This is a genomic window from Caballeronia sp. LZ016 (genome assembly GCF_031450805.1).
Classification (GTDB): Bacteria; Pseudomonadota; Gammaproteobacteria; order Burkholderiales; family Burkholderiaceae; genus Caballeronia.
The window spans coordinates 1,987,207-2,006,068 of record NZ_JARTVY010000001.1 but is presented as its reverse complement, the minus strand read 5'-3'; the positions used below and the strand labels follow the sequence as shown (position 1 = coordinate 2,006,068).

At 60.9% G+C, this 18,862-nt stretch carries 13 protein-coding genes, 2 tRNA genes, 3 rRNA genes and 2 pseudogenes; 12 read left to right on the top strand and 8 right to left on the bottom strand.

Features of this window, described 5'->3' with window-relative positions; all coding sequences use genetic code 11:
• Nucleotides 1–70 precede the first annotated feature (70 nt).
• From rrf to P9220_RS09515, 5 genes are all read right to left on the bottom strand, one after another.
• Nucleotides 71–183: ribosomal RNA gene (rrf, locus tag P9220_RS09535) — 5S ribosomal RNA — on the bottom strand.
• Between the two features lie 166 nt (nucleotides 184–349).
• Nucleotides 350–3,232, bottom strand: a 23S ribosomal RNA gene (locus P9220_RS09530).
• A 285-nt stretch (nucleotides 3,233–3,517) separates the two neighbouring features.
• Nucleotides 3,518–3,593: transfer RNA gene (locus P9220_RS09525), tRNA-Ala, on the bottom strand.
• Nucleotides 3,594–3,637: 44 nt separating this feature from the next.
• A tRNA-Ile gene (locus P9220_RS09520) sits at nucleotides 3,638–3,714 on the bottom strand.
• A gap of 61 nt (nucleotides 3,715–3,775) precedes the next feature.
• Nucleotides 3,776–5,307 (bottom strand): 16S ribosomal RNA (locus P9220_RS09515).
• Together the 16S, 23S and 5S rRNA genes with 2 tRNA genes alongside form the textbook arrangement of a ribosomal RNA operon.
• A gap of 616 nt (nucleotides 5,308–5,923) precedes the next feature.
• Between P9220_RS09515 and P9220_RS09510 the strand changes: the two genes are divergently transcribed.
• From P9220_RS09510 to P9220_RS09495, 4 genes are all read left to right on the top strand, one after another.
• Nucleotides 5,924–7,135, top strand: a complete 1,212-nt coding sequence (locus tag P9220_RS09510; protein WP_309764627.1) for a DUF2863 family protein — start codon at nucleotides 5,924–5,926, stop codon at nucleotides 7,133–7,135.
• Nucleotides 7,136–7,320: 185 nt separating this feature from the next.
• On the top strand, nucleotides 7,321–8,130 hold the full coding sequence (locus P9220_RS09505; RefSeq protein ID WP_309764626.1) for a response regulator transcription factor: 810 nt from the start codon (nucleotides 7,321–7,323) through the stop codon (nucleotides 8,128–8,130).
• Nucleotides 8,131–8,198: 68 nt separating this feature from the next.
• Nucleotides 8,199–8,873 carry an energy-coupling factor ABC transporter permease gene (locus tag P9220_RS09500; protein WP_309765438.1) on the top strand — a complete coding sequence of 225 codons (675 nt, stop codon included), beginning with the start codon at nucleotides 8,199–8,201 and terminating at the stop codon, nucleotides 8,871–8,873.
• 138 nt (nucleotides 8,874–9,011) lie between these two features.
• Nucleotides 9,012–9,641 (top strand): BspC domain-containing protein, encoded by a 630-nt coding sequence (locus P9220_RS09495; RefSeq protein WP_309764625.1) that lies wholly within the window; start codon nucleotides 9,012–9,014, stop codon nucleotides 9,639–9,641.
• A gap of 94 nt (nucleotides 9,642–9,735) precedes the next feature.
• Here P9220_RS09495 and P9220_RS09490 read toward each other — a convergent pair whose 3' ends face one another.
• Complete coding sequence (locus tag P9220_RS09490) at nucleotides 9,736–10,914, bottom strand: M14-type cytosolic carboxypeptidase (RefSeq protein WP_309764624.1); 1,179 nt, start codon at nucleotides 10,912–10,914, stop codon at nucleotides 9,736–9,738.
• 35 nt (nucleotides 10,915–10,949) lie between these two features.
• Entirely contained in the window at nucleotides 10,950–11,729 is a 780-nt protein-coding gene (gene yaaA, locus P9220_RS09485) for a peroxide stress protein YaaA (RefSeq protein ID WP_309764623.1), read from the bottom strand.
• 56 nt (nucleotides 11,730–11,785) lie between these two features.
• On the opposite strand from yaaA, the gene P9220_RS09480 reads away from it, so the two are divergent.
• The 8 genes and pseudogenes from P9220_RS09480 to P9220_RS09445 all read left to right on the top strand — a co-directional run.
• The gene (locus P9220_RS09480; protein WP_309764622.1) at nucleotides 11,786–12,268 is read left to right on the top strand and encodes a putative toxin-antitoxin system toxin component, PIN family; all 483 of its coding nucleotides are present in this window, start codon (nucleotides 11,786–11,788) and stop codon (nucleotides 12,266–12,268) included.
• Nucleotides 12,269–12,309: 41 nt separating this feature from the next.
• Entirely contained in the window at nucleotides 12,310–13,491 is a 1,182-nt protein-coding gene (locus tag P9220_RS09475; RefSeq protein WP_309764621.1) for a pyridoxal phosphate-dependent aminotransferase, read from the top strand.
• Nucleotides 13,492–13,551: 60 nt separating this feature from the next.
• On the top strand, nucleotides 13,552–15,093 hold the full coding sequence (locus P9220_RS09470; RefSeq protein WP_309765437.1) for a 3-hydroxyacyl-CoA dehydrogenase: 1,542 nt from the start codon (nucleotides 13,552–13,554) through the stop codon (nucleotides 15,091–15,093).
• Nucleotides 15,090–15,878 carry an oxepin-CoA hydrolase, alternative type gene (locus P9220_RS09465; protein WP_309764620.1) on the top strand — a complete coding sequence of 263 codons (789 nt, stop codon included), beginning with the start codon at nucleotides 15,090–15,092 and terminating at the stop codon, nucleotides 15,876–15,878. The genes P9220_RS09470 and P9220_RS09465 overlap by 4 nt, the downstream gene beginning before the upstream one ends.
• 3 nt (nucleotides 15,879–15,881) lie before the next feature.
• Nucleotides 15,882–16,607 (top strand): histidine phosphatase family protein, encoded by a 726-nt coding sequence (locus tag P9220_RS09460; RefSeq protein WP_309764619.1) that lies wholly within the window; start codon nucleotides 15,882–15,884, stop codon nucleotides 16,605–16,607.
• Between the two features lie 31 nt (nucleotides 16,608–16,638).
• Entirely contained in the window at nucleotides 16,639–17,736 is a 1,098-nt protein-coding gene (locus P9220_RS09455) for a phosphotransferase (RefSeq protein ID WP_309764618.1), read from the top strand.
• A gap of 20 nt (nucleotides 17,737–17,756) precedes the next feature.
• Nucleotides 17,757–18,128 (top strand): hypothetical protein, encoded by a 372-nt coding sequence (locus P9220_RS09450; RefSeq protein ID WP_309764617.1) that lies wholly within the window; start codon nucleotides 17,757–17,759, stop codon nucleotides 18,126–18,128.
• A gap of 35 nt (nucleotides 18,129–18,163) precedes the next feature.
• Nucleotides 18,164–18,386, top strand: a pseudogene (locus tag P9220_RS09445) (acyl-CoA dehydrogenase family protein); the annotation flags it as partial.
• Between the two features lie 13 nt (nucleotides 18,387–18,399).
• Here the strand turns inward: P9220_RS09445 and P9220_RS09440 are convergent.
• A pseudogene (locus tag P9220_RS09440) lies at nucleotides 18,400–18,858 on the bottom strand (MaoC family dehydratase).
• Nucleotides 18,859–18,862 lie beyond the last annotated feature (4 nt).

Below are 18,862 nucleotides of genomic sequence, written 5' to 3'. Positions count from 1 at the left end.
CGAAGATTCTTGCGCCGAAACGCAAAAACCCCACCTTTATGGGGTGGGGTTTTTGTTTAAGGCATGAGGAGCCTGACGATTACCTACTTTCACACGGGGATCCGCACTATCATCGGCGTGGAGTCGTTTCACGGTCCTGTTCGGGATGGGAAGGGGTGGGACCGACTCGCTATGGTCATCAGGCATGACTTGTTGTTGTCTCGCGAGGTGGCGCGACAACCAATCTGGGAAGAAGTAGATTCGGTAGTGACTGTTGGGCACAGTCGCGTCACTCAACCGGCGTGCTCCCTTCGGGGGTTGCATTGAGTAAGCGCTAAAGCGCTAACTCACTGTGAAACACACTGGTTATAGGATCAAGCCTTACGGGCAATTAGTATCAGTTAGCTCAATGCATTACTGCACTTACACACCTGACCTATCAACGTCCTGGTCTGGAACGACCCTTCAAGGGGCTCGAAGCCCCGGGGATATCTCATCTTAAGGCGAGTTTCCCGCTTAGATGCTTTCAGCGGTTATCTCTTCCGAACATAGCTACCCGGCGATGCCACTGGCGTGACAACCGGTACACCAGAGGTTCGTCCACTCCGGTCCTCTCGTACTAGGAGCAGCCCCCTTCAAATATCCAACGCCCACGGCAGATAGGGACCAAACTGTCTCACGACGTTTTAAACCCAGCTCACGTACCTCTTTAAATGGCGAACAGCCATACCCTTGGGACCGGCTACAGCCCCAGGATGAGATGAGCCGACATCGAGGTGCCAAACACCGCCGTCGATATGAACTCTTGGGCGGTATCAGCCTGTTATCCCCAGAGTACCTTTTATCCGTTGAGCGATGGCCCTTCCATACAGAACCACCGGATCACTATGACCTGCTTTCGCACCTGCTCGACTTGTCGGTCTCGCAGTTAAGCACGCTTATGCCATTGCACTATCAGCACGATTTCCGACCGTACCTAGCGTACCTTCGTACTCCTCCGTTACGCTTTGGGAGGAGACCGCCCCAGTCAAACTGCCTACCATGCACTGTCCCCGATCCGGATCACGGACCAAGGTTAGAACCTCAAACAAACCAGGGTGGTATTTCAAGGACGGCTCCACCGAAACTGGCGTTCCGGTTTCATAGCCTCCCACCTATCCTACACAGATCGGTTCAAAGTCCAATGCAAAGCTACAGTAAAGGTTCATGGGGTCTTTCCGTCTAGCCGCGGGGAGATTGCATCATCACAAACACTTCAACTTCGCTGAGTCTCGGGAGGAGACAGTGTGGCCATCGTTACGCCATTCGTGCAGGTCGGAACTTACCCGACAAGGAATTTCGCTACCTTAGGACCGTTATAGTTACGGCCGCCGTTTACCGGGACTTCAATCAAGAGCTTGCACCCCATCATTTAATCTTCCGGCACCGGGCAGGCGTCACACCCTATACGTCCACTTTCGTGTTTGCAGAGTGCTGTGTTTTTATTAAACAGTCGCAGCCACCAGTTTATTGCAACCTCTTCACCCTTCTGGCGCAGGCCAGTCAAGCTACAGAGGCGTACCTTATCCCGAAGTTACGGTACCAATTTGCCGAGTTCCTTCTCCCGAGTTCTCTCAAGCGCCTTAGAATACTCATCTCGCCCACCTGTGTCGGTTTGCGGTACGGTCATCGTTAGACTGAAGCTTAGAGGCTTTTCTTGGAACCACTTCCAATTGCTTCGCTTCCGAAGAAGCTCGCGCCACACCCTTGAATCCTGTGCCCGGATTTGCCTGAGCACCTTCTCCAATGCAGCGACCGGGACGTCCAACACCCGGACAACCTTCCGCGATCCGTCCCCCCATCGCATCTAACAATGGTGCAGGAATATTGACCTGCTTCCCATCAGCTACGCATTTCTGCCTCGCCTTAGGGGCCGACTCACCCTACGCCGATGAACGTTGCGTAGGAAACCTTGGGCTTACGGCGAGGGGGCTTTTCACCCCCTTTATCGCTACTCATGTCAGCATTCGCACTTCCGATACCTCCAGCATGCCTTTCGACACACCTTCGCAGGCTTACGGAACGCTCTCCTACCACACGTACTTGCGTACGCATCCGCAGCTTCGGTGACTGGCTTGAGCCCCGTTACATCTTCCGCGCAGGACGACTCGATCAGTGAGCTATTACGCTTTCTTTAAAGGGTGGCTGCTTCTAAGCCAACCTCCTGACTGTTTTAGCCTTCCCACTTCGTTTCCCACTTAGCCAATCTTGGGGACCTTAGCTGGCGGTCTGGGTTGTTTCCCTCTTGACACCGGACGTTAGCACCCGATGTCTGTCTCCCGTGATTGCACTCTTCGGTATTCGGAGTTTGCTATGGCGTAGTAATCCGCAATGGACCCCACAACCATGACAGTGCTCTACCCCCGAAGGTGATACACGAGGCACTACCTAAATAGTTTTCGGAGAGAACCAGCTATTTCCAAGTTTGTTTAGCCTTTCACCCCTATCCACAGCTCATCCCCTAACTTTTCAACGTTAGTGGGTTCGGTCCTCCAGTACGTGTTACCGCACCTTCAACCTGGCCATGGATAGATCACTTGGTTTCGGGTCTACGCCCAGCAACTGATCGCCCTATTCGGACTCGCTTTCGCTACGCCTGCCTTAATCAGTTAAGCTCGCTACTGAACGTAAGTCGCTGACCCATTATACAAAAGGTACGCCGTCACCCCTTGCGAGGCTCCGACTGTTTGTATGCATGCGGTTTCAGGATCTATTTCACTCCCCTCCCGGGGTTCTTTTCGCCTTTCCCTCACGGTACTGGTTCACTATCGGTCGATCACGAGTATTTAGCCTTGGAGGATGGTCCCCCCATCTTCAGACAGGATTTCACGTGTCCCGCCCTACTTGTCGTACCCCTAGTTCTTCCACGCTGCTTTCGCTTACAGGGCTATCACCTGCTATGGCCGCACTTTCCAGAGCGTTCAGCTAACAATGCAGATAAAGAGTACAGGCTCTTCCCATTTCGCTCGCCACTACTTTGGGAATCTCGGTTGATTTCTTTTCCTGCGGTTACTTAGATGTTTCAGTTCACCGCGTTCGCTCCACATGACCTATGTATTCAGTCATGGGTGACCCATACGGGCCGGGTTTCCCCATTCGGACATCTTCGGATCAATGCTCGTTTGCCAGCTCCCCGAAGCTTTTCGCAGGCTACCGCGTCCTTCATCGCCTGTGATCGCCAAGGCATCCACCACATGCACTTGTTCGCTTGACCCTATAACGAGTGCGTCTCTCATCGAGCCACATCCGCCATAGGCTGAGTTTTCGCGTTGTGCCGTATTCCAAGTCATCATTAAGATCACTTTTCATACTCGATACAATCACTACCCTGAACCTGCTACTCACGCCCATCTCTAAGCGCTTTCCCAGATTCTCTTTACTACTTCTTCCAGATTGTTAAAGAACGTTTAGCCGACAAGCGTGTTTCAATACTTGCGACATCAACTGGCTAGCAATCGCCAATGCTTAACGCTTACCCGAAGCGCTAGGCATTGAGGATTGGTGGAGGATGACGGGATCGAACCGACGACCCCCTGCTTGCAAAGCAGGTGCTCTCCCAGCTGAGCTAATCCCCCGATGAGGCCTGACTAAGGTGTTGCCCAGCCACGCCTGATTCGGATGGTGGGTCTGGTTGGATTCGAACCAACGACCCCCGCCTTATCAAGACGGTGCTCTAACCGACTGAGCTACAGACCCTTAGCCTGTCTTTCTGACAGCCGATAAGCGTGAGCGCTTAACTTTAAGCGCGAAGCTCGAGAAAGGAGGTGATCCAGCCGCACCTTCCGATACGGCTACCTTGTTACGACTTCACCCCAGTCATGAATCCCACCGTGGTAAGCGCCCTCCTTGCGGTTAGGCTACCTACTTCTGGTGAAACCCACTCCCATGGTGTGACGGGCGGTGTGTACAAGACCCGGGAACGTATTCACCGCGGCATGCTGATCCGCGATTACTAGCGATTCCAGCTTCACGCAGTCGAGTTGCAGACTGCGATCCGGACTACGATCGGTTTTCTGGGATTGGCTCCACCTCGCGGCTTGGCAACCCTCTGTTCCGACCATTGTATGACGTGTGAAGCCCTACCCATAAGGGCCATGAGGACTTGACGTCATCCCCACCTTCCTCCGGTTTGTCACCGGCAGTCTCCTTAGAGTGCTCTTGCGTAGCAACTAAGGACAAGGGTTGCGCTCGTTGCGGGACTTAACCCAACATCTCACGACACGAGCTGACGACAGCCATGCAGCACCTGTGCGCCGGTTCTCTTTCGAGCACCCCCACCTTTCAGCAGGGTTCCGACCATGTCAAGGGTAGGTAAGGTTTTTCGCGTTGCATCGAATTAATCCACATCATCCACCGCTTGTGCGGGTCCCCGTCAATTCCTTTGAGTTTTAATCTTGCGACCGTACTCCCCAGGCGGTCAACTTCACGCGTTAGCTACGTTACTAAGGAAATGAATCCCCAACAACTAGTTGACATCGTTTAGGGCGTGGACTACCAGGGTATCTAATCCTGTTTGCTCCCCACGCTTTCGTGCATGAGCGTCAGTGTTGGCCCAGGAGGCTGCCTTCGCCATCGGTATTCCTCCACATCTCTACGCATTTCACTGCTACACGTGGAATTCTACCTCCCTCTGCCACACTCAAAGCCTGCCAGTCACCAATGCAGTTCCCAGGTTAAGCCCGGGGATTTCACATCGGTCTTAACAGACCGCCTGCGCACGCTTTACGCCCAGTAATTCCGATTAACGCTCGCACCCTACGTATTACCGCGGCTGCTGGCACGTAGTTAGCCGGTGCTTATTCTTCCGGTACCGTCATCCTCCATCCATATTAGGGACGAAGTTTTCTTTCCGGACAAAAGTGCTTTACAACCCGAAGGCCTTCTTCACACACGCGGCATTGCTGGATCAGGGTTGCCCCCATTGTCCAAAATTCCCCACTGCTGCCTCCCGTAGGAGTCTGGGCCGTGTCTCAGTCCCAGTGTGGCTGGTCGTCCTCTCAGACCAGCTACAGATCGTCGCCTTGGTAGGCCTTTACCCCACCAACTAGCTAATCTGCCATCGGCCGCCCCTGCAGCGCGAGGTCCGAAGATCCCCCGCTTTCCTCCGTAGATCGTATGCGGTATTAATCCGGCTTTCGCCGGGCTATCCCCCACTACAGGACACGTTCCGATGTATTACTCACCCGTTCGCCACTCGCCGCCAGGCCGAAGCCCGCGCTGCCGTCCGACTTGCATGTGTAAGGCATGCCGCCAGCGTTCAATCTGAGCCAGGATCAAACTCTTCAGTTCAAACCCTGTTACTGTTTTTCGGTTCCGTTAGAAACCGGTCGCTCACTCAACGTACTGACGATGATTAATCCGTCAGAAGACAGATAAACCTTCCTCTTAATACTTCGTGTGAGACTCTTGATTACTTTTGCTTGTCGCTCCAGCACCTAAGCACCAGAACCGCACTCGCCATCAAGCGCCCACACTTATCGGCTGTTAGTTTTTAAAGAACATTCGCTAGACCTTCCCGCTTCGTCTTGCGTCGCTGCGTCAGCAGCAGAGAAACGAGATTATGAACATCGCTTCGAAGTCTGTCAACAAGTTTTTTAATCGCTTTACTTGCTGACTGCGCTGGAGACCTTCTACCTCCACTCTCCCGCGCCCTTCCAAACCGCCTCATCCCGCTTCCTTCGCGTTCAGTGAATCGCGAAGGAACGGAATTCTAGTTAGCGCCGGGGCAATATGCAAGGCCTGCAACACGAAAATCTGCAAAGTCACTGCGGTGCCTGGCCGTCGCGGCTACGTCGCAAGGCGCGCCGCATCGTCGCTTGTCTGCCTTCCGCGACGATCGCTCCGGTAAAACCGTGGCCCGAGCGACTACAATAAAAGGTTCACTGCCCCAATAACTTGTATCGATATGCGCACGCGAACCGCAAAACGTATTCCCCCCGACGCGGACAAACTCGTCAGTCTATCTCTCGCGCTGTTCGCCTCGGGCAGCCGCGTCGAGGATCGCTTCTGGGAAGGCCGCCTCGACACGATCATCGCCAAACTCGTGCGCAACGGCAACCAGACGACGCTCGATGCCGCGCTCGATCACCTTCAGCAGAATCATCCCGATGCCTACGGCGCACTCGCCGATATGGCCGAAACGCACAGCGAGTCGTTCCGCATCGACATCGACGGCGTTCCGCATGAAGCGCTGTTGATCGCGGCGCCGGTGCTCGCGTGGACGCGTTATGCGATCCCCTCGGGTACGCTCAAGAGCGATACGATCGACGCCCTGCGCACGCAATTGCAGGCACATGTTCTCGCGTCCGACGCGCGCGTCGCCGTCGCGCCGTACCTGTATAGCATCGACCAGTTGCCGCGCCATCACGTCGACACGGCGCGTCTCGCGCAACAGTTGATGCAGACCGCGCTTGGCGGCGCCACCGCCCGCCTCAACCTGTCCGACTTGCCCGAGACATCACCGATTCTCGCCGACCCGCGCTTCTTGCTCGCGGTGGCTGTCGTGCCGGCGGACGCCGCGTTCTTCCGCTGGCAGCAAGAGGAGAACGGCGCGCGGATCGAACGCGGTCAGTGTCTCGAACAATGGGCGACGCAGGGCGGAGCCAGCTTTGCGACGATCCTGCCTGGTTGCGAGTTCGAATGTTTGCTGCCGGATGCCTACTATTCAGCGTGTCGTGATGCTGATGAGCAAGTACGACCCCACACTGTTCGCACTGCCGTCCGTTATCTTTTCGATACGCTCGGCACCGCACCCCAGGAACTGCGTGCGGTCATCGCCGGCTTCGGCGAGCGCCGTATCGACGAATATCGCATCGGCTTCACGCGCCGTGGCAGCAACGATGTGATCTACGGCGTCGTCTGGCCGCTTTATGGCCGTGAAAACGCAGACGCCACCATGGAAGACGAAGCCGACATGGAAGGGGCGGACGGGCCGATCGAAGAAATCGTCGAACTGCTGAGGAAAGCAGGCGTCTCGGACGTCCGCCGCCACGCTGGCCGCTTCGAACCGGAATTCTGCGACGACTGCGGCGTCCCGCTTTATGCCGACCCTCTCGGCGAGATCGTACACGCGGAAATGCCTGAAGACGCGGAGCCCGCGCAGCCTCATTTTCACTGACCAAACTCAGCTAATTTGCCGCCCAGCCAAGCCCCGCCTCGCGCGGGGCTTTGTCCATTTTGCCTATGCCGTTCGGATAGGGCGCGCAACGGCCAGAAGTTTGTCAATATGACGCCGACACCGACAAATCGCCGGTGTCGAGACCCGTCGCGAATGGCGGCGGACGTATTGAAACGAGGTCAAGCATGAAAATTATCATCATGGGTTCGGACGCGGAGCGCCGTGCGGGCCTGAAAACATTGCTGCGCCGTGTCGCGCGTCAAGCACAGTTCACCGAAGTGAAAGACTGGCGGCAAGCTGCGTCGGCGCTGAAGCGTATCGAGGCCAGCATGATCGTCATCGACTGGGCCGAAACCTTGCGCATGAGCGATCTGGAGACATTGCTCGATAACGCGCCCGGCGTGCCCGCCGCCACGATGGTGGATCGCTGCGGGGCTGCGCAGGTGTATATGCTGATGGGCGCCGGCGCGATGGGCGTCATCCCGCGCACCCTCGAACCTATCCTGATTCTCCGCGCGCTCGAGATGGTGCTCATCGGCGGGCACTATGTTCCGCCCGATATCATCGACCTCGAATCGCTGCGCGACCTTCCGCTCCGCCGCTTTCAAAGCAACGCTGCACTACCGCGCAGCAGGAGGATTCATTCGACCCTGTCGCCGCGTCAACAGCAGATCATGCGCTGCGTCCATATGGGCAGCACGAACAAGATGATCGCGAAGACGCTCGGCATCAGTGAAGGCACCGTCAAGATTCATCTCGCGAGCATCTTTCAGCAACTAGGCGCGACGAATCGCGCAGCCGCGGTGGCCATCTACAACGGCGTGCAGAACTCGCACCTGGAGATCCTGCGCAGCGAAACTCAGCAATCGGTCCGCCCGACGCCCGGCGAGTCCAACGTCATTCCGCTTCGTCATCGGCACATCAAGTATCCGCCCCTGACGGACGGCGCCGCCGCGCCCCTGCCCATGGCCGCGGAACCTGAGGCTTCGTTTTAGCAACAATGGCGGAAAGCGGGTTCGTGGATTGCGCACACGTTTCACACGCAACGAGTAAGATGCAAGGCATGGGGTTCTTCTATACACCGCTACCGCTGTGGCTGACCGTCGGCAGTTGGCTTGTCGCCGCGGGGCTGCTCGCACTCGTAGTCGTGCAGCGGCCGTTTAGCCGCCTGCATGACGCTACGCTTCAGCACGTGTGGCTGGGCGTGATCGTGTCGGTGACGGTGTTGTGGGCGTGCAATGCATGGTTCGATGACGGACCCGTCATTCACTTGCTGGGCGCAACGCTCATGGTCACGCTCTTTGACTGGCGGCTCGCGCTCATCGGCACTGCCGCCAGCACAGGGCTCGCGGCAGTGGTGCTCGATGCGTCGTGGCTCTCGGTCGCAACCACGTACCTGCTTTTCGGCGCCCTCCCGGTCGGGGTATCGACGCTGCTGCAACGTCTTTCCAACGCGTGGCTGCCGCGCAACCTCTTCACGTTTATCGTCGGGCACGGCTTCATCGCTTCGGCAGCGGCGGTGGCGGCTGCATGCGGCGCAACGGTGCTTCTGGAGATGGCGCTTGCGGGCGGCCGCATCAACGTCCCTGCGGCCTTTACGCGCGGCTCGCTGCTGCTCGGCACCGGCGAGGCGCTGTTCACGGGGCTGCTCACCATCCTGATCACGGTCTACAAGCCCGCGTGGATCACCACCTACGACGTCCGCCGCTATCGGCTGGACCGCGGCCCTCGGGTGTGAACGCGCCGGCCTTTTCACGGGCCCGGCGGCATCATCTCGGACTTCAGGCGGTCCGGAGCGCGCACAAAGTACGATAAGATTGAACTCCTTCCCCACACGAGGCATCTTACTTGCCCGTGTCTTCTTAGCGCCAAATTGATGGAAAGTATTTACGCACCGCGCCGGCTCATGCGGCTCGTCGGCCGGTTCGCGGTATGCGCATGGCTTGCATGCTCAGCATCCGCCTTTGCCGATACGCTCGACGAGCGCAATGAACTGATTCACCACTTCGTCACCGATTACAGCGCCAATCCGCTTGTTGCCGATTGCGCAGCGCACGGCAACTTCATCGCCAGCACATCGGCGGCGTTCGATCACGTCGAATTCCCCGCATCTTCCTTCGATTCATCGCATTCCACCATCGAACCGTGGAACGATTCGTTCGATGAGAAGAAGCAGCGCATCAAGGTCGACAACGTCGTGACCGTCGAGGGACAAGGCATGTCGAAGAGCGGCGAGCGCGATCCAATGCCGCTCAAGTTCCGCTGCGGCTATGTCGGCAGTCAGATGCTCGCGTTCGGCTGGAATGACCCCGTCCCGCCCCTGCGTCCGCGGGCCGAAGCGCCTGTTGCGCGAAGCACGGCGCGTAGCGCGAAGCACGGCGCAACCGCCGGACACGGCGCGAAGACCAAGGCGGCGCCGGCAGGCAAGGCGACAACGACGAGCAAGGCGCCCGCCAAGTCCACGAAGGCGTCGGGCAGCACGAAGAAGACATCGAAGAAGCACTGAGCTTCAACCAGGCCTCAAGAAGACATAACCAGACAAAGGGCGTGGCCATCGAAAGATGACCACGCCCTTCGTTCTTATCCCACGCCGGCGATGTTCAATCAGCTCGCGCGATGCCGTCAGCGAACGCCTGCAAGTGCCAAAGAATCGCCTGCAACATGGAGGCGCCCAGCGCGGCGCTTCGCTCGCCGTTCCAGCCGACGCGCTCATCCGGCAGATTCGCATTGTCCTTGAACGGCATTTCCAGCGTCAGCGATACGCACTTGTACTCGTTGCCGATGTACTTCGACGCGAGCTTCAGCGCATCCGACTGATACTTGCCCGACTCATAGCCGTGGACATCCTGAAAGTCCGGGCTCGCCTGCTTGAAGAATTCGACGAACGCCTTCTGCTCCTTCGCCTGCTGCGCGGTGAAGCCCGGCAGCATCTCGGAGCCCGCGACGAACACATACGGAATGCCTTCGTCGCCGTGGATATCGAAGAACATGTCGCAGCCGTTCGCGCGGATCGCGTCGCGCACGAGCAGCACTTCGGGGCTGCGCTCGGCGCTCGGCTCCATCCATTCGCGATTCAGGTTTGCGCCCGTCGCATTCGTGCGCAAATTGCCGAGCACGCTGCCATCCGGATTCATGTTGGGCACGATGTGAAACACCGCGCGATCGAACAGCGCGCGCGCGACGGGGTCGCCGGACCAGTCGCCCCATCCGGCGAGGCGCTTGACGAGCCCTTCGACGAACCATTCCGCCATCGTTTCACCGGGATGCTGGCGCGCGATGATCCAGATGTTCTTCTTCGGCTGTCCGCCCGGCTCCGCATCGAGACCCAGCGTGAGCAGCGACATCGGCCGATTCTCGACGGTGCGGCCGAGTTCCGTCAGCGTCGCGTGGGGCATCTGCTGAAGCGCGCCGAGAAATTCGGCATGGCGCTCCTCGCTATACGGCTCGAAATACGCGTAATAGATGCGATCGAAGTCCGGCGTATGGTCGATCACCAGTTCCGTGCCGTCGTACCGCGTGGGCACGCGGAACCAGTTCACCCGATCGTAGCTCGCGACCGCCTGGTAATCGCGCCATCCGTCGGGGAACGCGCACTTCGACGCGTTCTCGAAGGTGAGCACGAGGCGCTGGCCGCGCCCGCCCGACACGCGAAAGTAGAACCACTGCGCGAAGTCCGCGCGGGTATCCGGCCGAACGCGCAGACGAATGTCCGCGGGATTGCGGGCGTCGATGACCTCGATCGCGCCCGCGTCGAAGTTGCTGGTGATGGAAATGCTCATGTCGATGTCCTTTGTCCACTCGCGATGCGTGCAGATCACTCCGCGATGCGGCGGCGAAAAACGTAAGTCGTATCGTTCGATGCCTCTTCGTCGAACCGGTAGCCTTCGCTGTCGAAGCCCTTCAGCGCCTCCGGCTCGTCGATCCGATTCTGCACCGCATAGCGCGCCATCAGTCCGCGCGCGCGCTTCGCATGAAAGCTGATGATCTTGTAGCGGCCACCCTTCCAGTCCTCGAACACCGGCGAAACCACCGGCGCGTCGAGCAGCTTCGGCTTCACCGACCTGAAGTATTCTTCCGATGCGCAGTTGACCAGCACCCGCGCGCCGCGCCGCCGTCTGAACTGCTCATTGAGCGCCGCCGTGATGCGCTCGCCCCAGAACGCGTACAGGTCCTTGCCGCGCGAGTTCGGAAACTTCGTGCCCATCTCCAGCCGGTACGGCTGCAGCAGATCCAGCGGCCGCAAGAGTCCATACAGCCCCGACAGCACGCGCACGTGGTTCTGCGCGAAATCGAGATCGGCGGAGGTGAGCGTCTTCGCCGCGAAGCCTTCGTACACGTCGCCGTTGAACGCGAGCACCGCCTGCTTCGAGTTCTGCGCGTCGAAAGTCTTCGACCATTCGGCGTAACGCTGGAAGTTGAGCGTGGCGAGCTGGTCGGAGATGCCCATCATTCCGCCGATCTGCTGCGGCGAAAGCTGCCGCAAGCCCTGAATCAGTTCGGCGGCATCATCGACGAATTCGGGCAGCGTGTGCTTCCTGATGTGGGCGGGCGTCTCGTAGTCGAGCGATTTGGCAGGCGAGAGAACGATTATCATGGAGGCTCGCCGGCACGCCGCCGACGATCATAGGCATAAACCCCCGATTGTATCGAATGGAAAATTCCGCCGCGTCACCCACCAGAGCGCGCGTCGTGCTCGATTCGAACGTGTGGATCGACATCCTGGTGTTCGACGATCCCGCCACCCGGCCGATCCGCGCCGCGCTCGAAGCCCGCACGCTCGACGCGTTGATCGATGCGCGGTGTCTCGCCGAACTCACGCACGTGCTCGACTATCCGCAGTTCGTGCGCATCAACATCGACAAGGCGGCGGCGCTCGATACGCTCGCGCGCCTGTCGACACTGATCGCGCCGGAAGCATCGGCGGATGAGCGGCCCTTGCCGAAGTGCCGCGACCGCGACGACCAGAAGTTTCTCGAACTCGCGCACGCATCGAACGCGGACTGGCTCGTCTCGAAGGACCGCGCGGTGCTGAAGCTCGCACGCCGCGTCGCGCGCGACTTCGCGTTTCGCATCGCCGAGCCGAAGCCGTTCGTCGCGGCATTCGAAGCGAGGGCCATCGCAGAAGTCGCCTGAAACGTGCGCGAGAACCGCACAGCCCACGTCCAACAATCATCATGAACGCCATGCACCCAATGCCTGAAGCGTCACCCGAGCTGTCCTTTCCCTCGCGTCTGCCGAACGTCGGCACGACCATCTTCACCGTGATGAGCGCCCTCGCCGCACAAAAGGGCGCGGTGAATCTCGGTCAGGGCTTCCCCGATTTCGACTGCGATCCCCGTATCGTCGATGCCGTCGCCTCCGCGATGCGCGACGGCCATAATCAGTACCCGCCGATGGCCGGCGCGGCGCCGCTGCGGCAGGCCATCGCGCGCAAGATCGAAGCGCTTTACGGCCGCGCCTACGACGCCGACCGCGAAATCACCGTCACCGCCGGCGCGACGCAGGCGCTGCTGACCGCCGTGCTGTGCTGCGTGCATCCGGGCGATGAAGTCGTCGTGATCGAGCCGATGTACGACAGCTACGTGCCCGCGATCGAACTCGCGGGCGGCAAGCCGGTGTTCGTATCGCTCGAAGCGCCGGACTACGCGCTGCCCTTCGACAAGATCGCCGCCGCGATCACGCCGAAGACGCGCCTTCTGATGATCAACACGCCGCACAATCCGACCGGCCGCGTCTGGCGCGAAGCGGACATGCGCAAGCTCGAAGACATCGTGCGCGGCACCGGCGTGCTGATCGTCTCCGATGAAGTCTACGAACACATGGTCTACGACGGCGCGCCGCACGAAAGCGTCTCGCGCTATCCGGAACTCGCGAAACGCAGCTTCGTCGTGTCGAGCTTCGGCAAGACGTTTCATGTGACGGGCTGGAAGCTCGGCTACGTCGCGGCACCCGCGCCGCTCACGGCTGAATTCCGCAAGGTGCATCAGTTCAATGTGTTCACGGTGAACACGCCGATGCAGATCGGCCTCGCGCACTATCTCGAAGACCCGAAGCCGTATCTGGAACTGCCCGCGTTCTACCAGAAGAAACGCGACTTCTTCCGCGCGGGCCTCGCGAACACGCGCTTCTCGCTGCTGCCTTGCGACGGCACGTACTTCCAGTGCGTCGACTATTCGGCGATCAGCGACATGTCCGAAGCCGACTTTTCGCAATGGCTCACGAGCGAGATCGGCGTCGCGGCCATTCCGGTGTCGGCGTTCTATCACGAGCCTCACGAATCCGGCGTCGTGCGTTTCTGCTTCGCGAAGAAGGAAGAGACGCTTGCGCTGGCACTGGAGCGGCTCAGCAAGCTCTAGCCGCGTCTCACTGCCGGACATTCAGATCAGATGAAGCATACCGAGGAGACGAAACGCATCATGAGTCCGCAGGAATACAAGATCGAGACACTCGGCATCGTCGGCAGCGGCGCGATGGGACGCGGCATCGCGCAGATCGCCGCGCTCGCCGGGCTGACCGTGCGTCTCTGCGATTCGAACCCGGCCGCGCTCGACGCCGCGCGCGCGTATCTGTCCGAGACGTTCGGCAAGCTCGCCGCCAAAGGCAAGATCAAGGAGGCCGACGCGCACGCCGCGTTCGCACTCGTCCACGATGCACAGGACCTGAGCGAACTCGCCGACTGCGGCGCGGTCGTCGAGGCGATCGTCGAGAACATCGACATCAAGCGCGAGGTCTTTCGCGAACTGGAAGCGGTCGTCGGCGCATCATGCATTCTGGCGTCGAACACGTCGTCGCTGTCGATCACCGCGATTGCCGCGGGCTGCGCGAAACCGGAGCGCGTCGCGGGCTTCCACTTTTTCAATCCGGTGCCGCTGATGCGCGTCGTCGAAGTCATCGACGGACTGCGCGGCGATCCGAGCGCCGGCGATGCGCTGATGGAACTCGCGCGCCGCATCGGCCACACGCCGGTGCGCGCGAAGGACATGCCGGGCTTCATCGTCAATCACGCGGGGCGCGGCATGAACACCGAAGGCCTGCGCGTGGCGAGCGAAGGCGTCGCGAGCTTCGCGGATATCGACCGCATCATGCGCGAGCAGGCGGGCTTCCGGCTCGGACCGTTCGAATTGCTCGACCTGACCGCGCTCGATGTCTCGCATCCGGTGATGGAATCCATCTATCACCAGTTCTACGAAGAGCCGCGCTTCACGCCGTCGCCGATCACCGGCACGCGGCTCGCGGGCGGGCTGATCGGGCGCAAGGCGGGCGAAGGCTTCTATCGTTATATCGATGGCAAGCAGCAGGCGCCCGACGAAGCCCCCGCGCCGACGCAACTTCCGGCGCGCGTGTGGATCAGCCGGGCGACGCCCGCCGCGCGCGAGCAAGTGCTCAAAGTGATCGCGAAGCATGACGCGGGCGTTCACATCGATTGCGGCGTCACGCCCGCGCCGGAATCGCTGATCGTCGTCACGCCGCTCGGCTTCGATGCGACGACGACCGCCGTCGCGGAGCATCTCGACGCCACGCGCGTCGTCGCCGTCGACACGCTCTTTCCGCTCGATACCGTCGCGCGCCGCACGATCATGACGACGCCCGCGACGACGCCCGCCATGCGCGACGCCGCCCACGCGCTCTTTTCCGCCGACGGCGTGCCCGTCACCGTGATCCGCGATTCCACCGGCTTCGTCGCACAACGCGTCGTGGCGACGATCGTCAATATCGGCTGCGATATCGCGCAGCAAGGCATTGCGACGCCCGGGGATATCGACCTCGCCGTGACGCTCGGGCTCGGCTATCCGCGCGGGCCGCTCGCGCTGGGCGACTCGCTCGGCGCGGCGACCATTCTCACGATCCTGCGCAATATGCAAAGCGTGCTCGGCGATCCGCGCTACCGCCCTTCTCCGTGGCTCACGCGCCGCGCGCAGCTTGGACTTTCGCTCACCCACGACGAGGAGCGCCGATGAGCGCCGAACTTCTGACACATCGCCCCGCCGGCAGCGACACCACGCTCGTGCTGAAGCTGTCCAATCCGGGCGCGCGCAACGCGCTGCATCCGGACATGTACGCAGCGGGCATCGAGGCGCTTTCCACCGCCGAGCGCGACAGCTCGGTGCGCGCAATCGTGCTGACCGGCGCGGACAATTTCTTCTGCGCGGGCGGCAATCTGAATCGTCTGCTGGAGAACCGTGCGAAGGCGCCATCGGTGCAGGCGGAAAGCATCGACCTGCTCGCGGAATGGATCAGCGCGCTGCGGGCATCGACCAAGCCGGTGATCGCAGCGGTCGAAGGCGCGGCGGCCGGCGCGGGTTTCTCGCTCGCGCTCGCATGCGATCTGATCGTCGCCGCCGACGATGCGCGCTTCGTCATGTCGTACGCACGCGTCGGCCTGACGCCGGATGGCGGCGCTTCGTGGTTCCTGTCACGCGCGCTGCCGCGCACGCTCGCGAGCGAGGTGCTGCTCGAAGCGAAGCCGATCGGCGCGCCGCGTCTCTATGAGGTCGGCGTCGTGAACCGGCTGACGAAGAAGGGCATTGCGCTCGATGCGGCCATCGCCTGGGCCGACGATCTCGGCAGCGTGTCGCCGAAAGCGCTCGCGCGCATCAAGTCGCTGATCAACGCGGCGGACGTGCAGCCGCTCGCCGCGCATCTCGACCTCGAACGCGACGCTTTCGTCGATGCCCTCCATCACGGCGATGCGCTCGAAGGCATCACCGCGTTCCTCGACAAGCGCCAGCCCAACTATCGTTAAGTCATGGCTCACTACGAACTGCCGAAGCGGCGGCGCATCTTCCTGATGCGTCACGGCGACGTCACCTATTTCGACGACACAGGCCGCGCGATCGATCCCGAAAGCGTGCCGCTCAACGAACGCGGCCGCGAGGAAGCGAGCGCGGCCGGGCGCGAGTTCGCGGCGCAACGCGTACGCTTCGATCGCGTGATCGCGAGCGGCCTGCCGCGCACGTTGGAAACCGCGCAGCGCGTGCTGGCGGAGACGGGGCAATCGGTCGATATCGAAATCTGGCCGGAATGGCAGGAGATACGCGGCGGCCGGCTCGCGAATCTTTCGACGAGCGACATCGAGCGCGCGTTCCTCTCGGTGTTCGATGGCGTCGTGCCCGAGGCGACGCAGTTTCTCGGCGGCGAGACCATCGGCGAATTGCTCGACCGCGCCCTCCCCGCGATGGCCCGGCTGCGCGCCGACACCGCGTGGGACACGGTCCTGCTCGTGCTGCACGGCGGCGTCAATCGCGCGCTGCTCTCGCATGCGATCACTGCGGGCGGGCGCGCGTTCTACGGGCATCTGTCGCAGGCGACGGGCTGCATCAACGCGCTCGATGTCGGCGACAAACCCGGCGACTGGGTCGTGCATGCGATCAACCACTCGCCGCCCTCGCCCCTGCACGCGGACGTCCGCAACACGACGATGGAACTGCTCTACGCGCAGTTCGTGCGATTCAAGGCGAGCGGCATGAACTGACGACGCTTCGCCAACCAGACCGGAGGAGACGATGCCCGACAACGATACGAACAAGCACTCCGATTTTTCAGCATTCGAAGGCACGCGCCCCGTTCACGAACGGCAGCGCTTCGATACCGATGCGCTGACCGCATGGCTCGCATCGCACGTCGATGGCTTCGCGGGTCCGCTCGACATGGAGCAGTTCGCGGGCGGCCAGTCGAACCCGACGTTCAAGCTGGTCACGCCATCGCGCAGCTATGTGATGCGGGCCAAGCCCGGCCCCGCCGCGAAACTGCTGCCTTCGGCTCACGCAATCGAACGCGAATACCGCGTGATGGACGCGCTCGCCGCCACCGACGTGCCCGTCGCGCGCATGCTGGCGCTCTGCGAGGACGAAAGCGTGATCGGCCGCGCGTTCTACGTGATGGAGTTCGTCGACGGCCGCGTGCTGTGGGACCCGTCGCTGCCCGGCATGACGCAGGGCGAGCGTGCCGCGGTCTACGACGAAGCCAATCGCGTGATCGCCGCCCTGCATACGGTCGATGCCGAAGCCGCCGGTCTCGCGAATCACGGCAAGCCGGGCAATTACTTCGAGCGGCAGATCGGGCGCTGGAGCAAACAGTACGTCGCGTCGCAGACGGAGGAAATCGATGCGATGAATCGGCTGATCGACTGGCTGCCGCACCACATTCCGCCCGCATCGGAACGGAAAGCCAGCGTTGTTCATGGCGACTTCCGGCTCGACAACCTCATTTTTCATCGCGACGAGCCGCGCGTGCTCGCCGTGCTCGACTGGGAACTGTCGACGCTCGGCGACCCGCTTGCCGACTTCGCGTATCACTGCATGGCGTGGCATGTCGAACCGTCGCAGTTTCGCGGCATCGCCGGACTGGACTGGACATCGCTCGGGATTCCCGAAGAAGCCGCATATGTCGCGCGCTATTGCGAGCGCACGGGGTTCACCATCGAAGGCGACTGGAACTTCTATCTCGCCTACAACATGTTCCGCATCGCGGCGATCCTGCAGGGCATCATGAAGCGCGTCGCCGATGGCACCGCCGCGAGCGCGCAAGCCATCGACGCGGGACGCCGCGCCCGCCCGATGGCGGAACTCGCGTGGCGATACGCGCAGAAAGTGGGACGATGATCACGGAGGGACGCATCTGCATGACTCGCACGCTTGCAATGTGTAAAGCGCGTGCATTTGCGCGATACCAGACCTGTCGCGGAATCTATGAGCAAACCCTACGAGCAACGATCGTCTTCTATGACGAGGACACCCGGCAAGTGCGACTTTGCGGCGTCATGCGCAAGCACGTGCAGTCGGTGATTGATCAGGCTGGCTTCGTATTCAATGTGCCCACTGATAGGGAAGACTTCAGCACCGCTCCCTTCACTGACGAACACGCCCGGCAAATCGGCTGCATGGTGCTTCTTTCGCAAGCCCAAGCTCATCCGGAGCTGCGGCCCCGTCTGGAGTTGACACTGGACGAACCAATGATATGGGATCAGCGGCCTGTTCCGGGAACGCAAGAGTAAGGAAAAAAGAGGCCCGGCGGTAAGACACCGGGAAAGTCGAAACCGTCGGCAACAAAGATGCGCGTGGGATGTCGCGTGTCAGGTCATCGACTGGGCGATCCAGGCGCACGGCGCGGGCGGCGTCTGCGGTGACTCTCCGCCCGCGTATCCGTATGCGTATGCGTATGCGTCTGCCCGCACCTTGCGCCTGCGCCTGGCGGACGGGCCGGATGAAGTGCACCGGAACACGCGATCGCCAGGCTGGAGCAGGCGAAATACCACGACTATCCGATCAGGACTGCGATGCCGGCTCGCGCAGTCCGAACAACGCAGCAGAGTCCACCGTCAGGACCAGTTCGCCATCCTGATTATGTGCCTCCCATCGCGTCGACACGATGCCACGATCCGGCTTGCTCTTCGATACGCGCTTATCGAGCACGCGCACCGTGAGGCGCACCGAATCGCCGACGCGCACCGGCTTCAGCCAGCGAATGTTGTCGAGGCCCGGCGAGCCCATCGATGTGGAATCCGCGAGCATGTCGCGCACGAGGATGCCCATCATCGCCGAGCAGGTGTTCCAGCCGCTCGCCACGAGACCGCCGAAATGCGACGCCCGCCCGGCTTCGTCGGAAAGATGGAACGGCTACGGATCGTAGCGGCCGGCGAAATCGACGATCTCTTCACGCGTGAAGGTATGCGCGCTGAGCGTCACCGCCGCGCCTACTTCGAAGTCTTCAAAGCTATAGGTCATGCAA

Excerpts from the sequence above, each read along its gene's own strand:
- P9220_RS09450 (WP_309764617.1), top strand. The coding sequence starts at position 17,757 with ATGACTCGCACGCTTGCAATGTGTAAAGCGCGTGCATTTGCGCGATAC.
- P9220_RS09455 (WP_309764618.1), top strand. The coding sequence starts at position 16,639 with ATGCCCGACAACGATACGAACAAGCACTCCGATTTTTCAGCATTCGAA.
- yaaA (WP_309764623.1), bottom strand. The coding sequence starts at position 11,729 with ATGATAATCGTTCTCTCGCCTGCCAAATCGCTCGACTACGAGACGCCC.
- P9220_RS09510 (WP_309764627.1), top strand. The coding sequence starts at position 5,924 with ATGCGCACGCGAACCGCAAAACGTATTCCCCCCGACGCGGACAAACTC.
- P9220_RS09500 (WP_309765438.1), top strand. The coding sequence starts at position 8,199 with ATGGGGTTCTTCTATACACCGCTACCGCTGTGGCTGACCGTCGGCAGT.
- P9220_RS09480 (WP_309764622.1), top strand. The coding sequence starts at position 11,786 with ATGGAAAATTCCGCCGCGTCACCCACCAGAGCGCGCGTCGTGCTCGAT.
- P9220_RS09495 (WP_309764625.1), top strand. The coding sequence starts at position 9,012 with ATGGAAAGTATTTACGCACCGCGCCGGCTCATGCGGCTCGTCGGCCGG.
- P9220_RS09475 (WP_309764621.1), top strand. The coding sequence starts at position 12,310 with ATGAACGCCATGCACCCAATGCCTGAAGCGTCACCCGAGCTGTCCTTT.
- P9220_RS09460 (WP_309764619.1), top strand. The coding sequence starts at position 15,882 with ATGGCTCACTACGAACTGCCGAAGCGGCGGCGCATCTTCCTGATGCGT.
- P9220_RS09470 (WP_309765437.1), top strand. The coding sequence starts at position 13,552 with ATGAGTCCGCAGGAATACAAGATCGAGACACTCGGCATCGTCGGCAGC.
- P9220_RS09490 (WP_309764624.1), bottom strand. The coding sequence starts at position 10,914 with ATGAGCATTTCCATCACCAGCAACTTCGACGCGGGCGCGATCGAGGTC.
- P9220_RS09505 (WP_309764626.1), top strand. The coding sequence starts at position 7,321 with ATGAAAATTATCATCATGGGTTCGGACGCGGAGCGCCGTGCGGGCCTG.
- P9220_RS09465 (WP_309764620.1), top strand. The coding sequence starts at position 15,090 with ATGAGCGCCGAACTTCTGACACATCGCCCCGCCGGCAGCGACACCACG.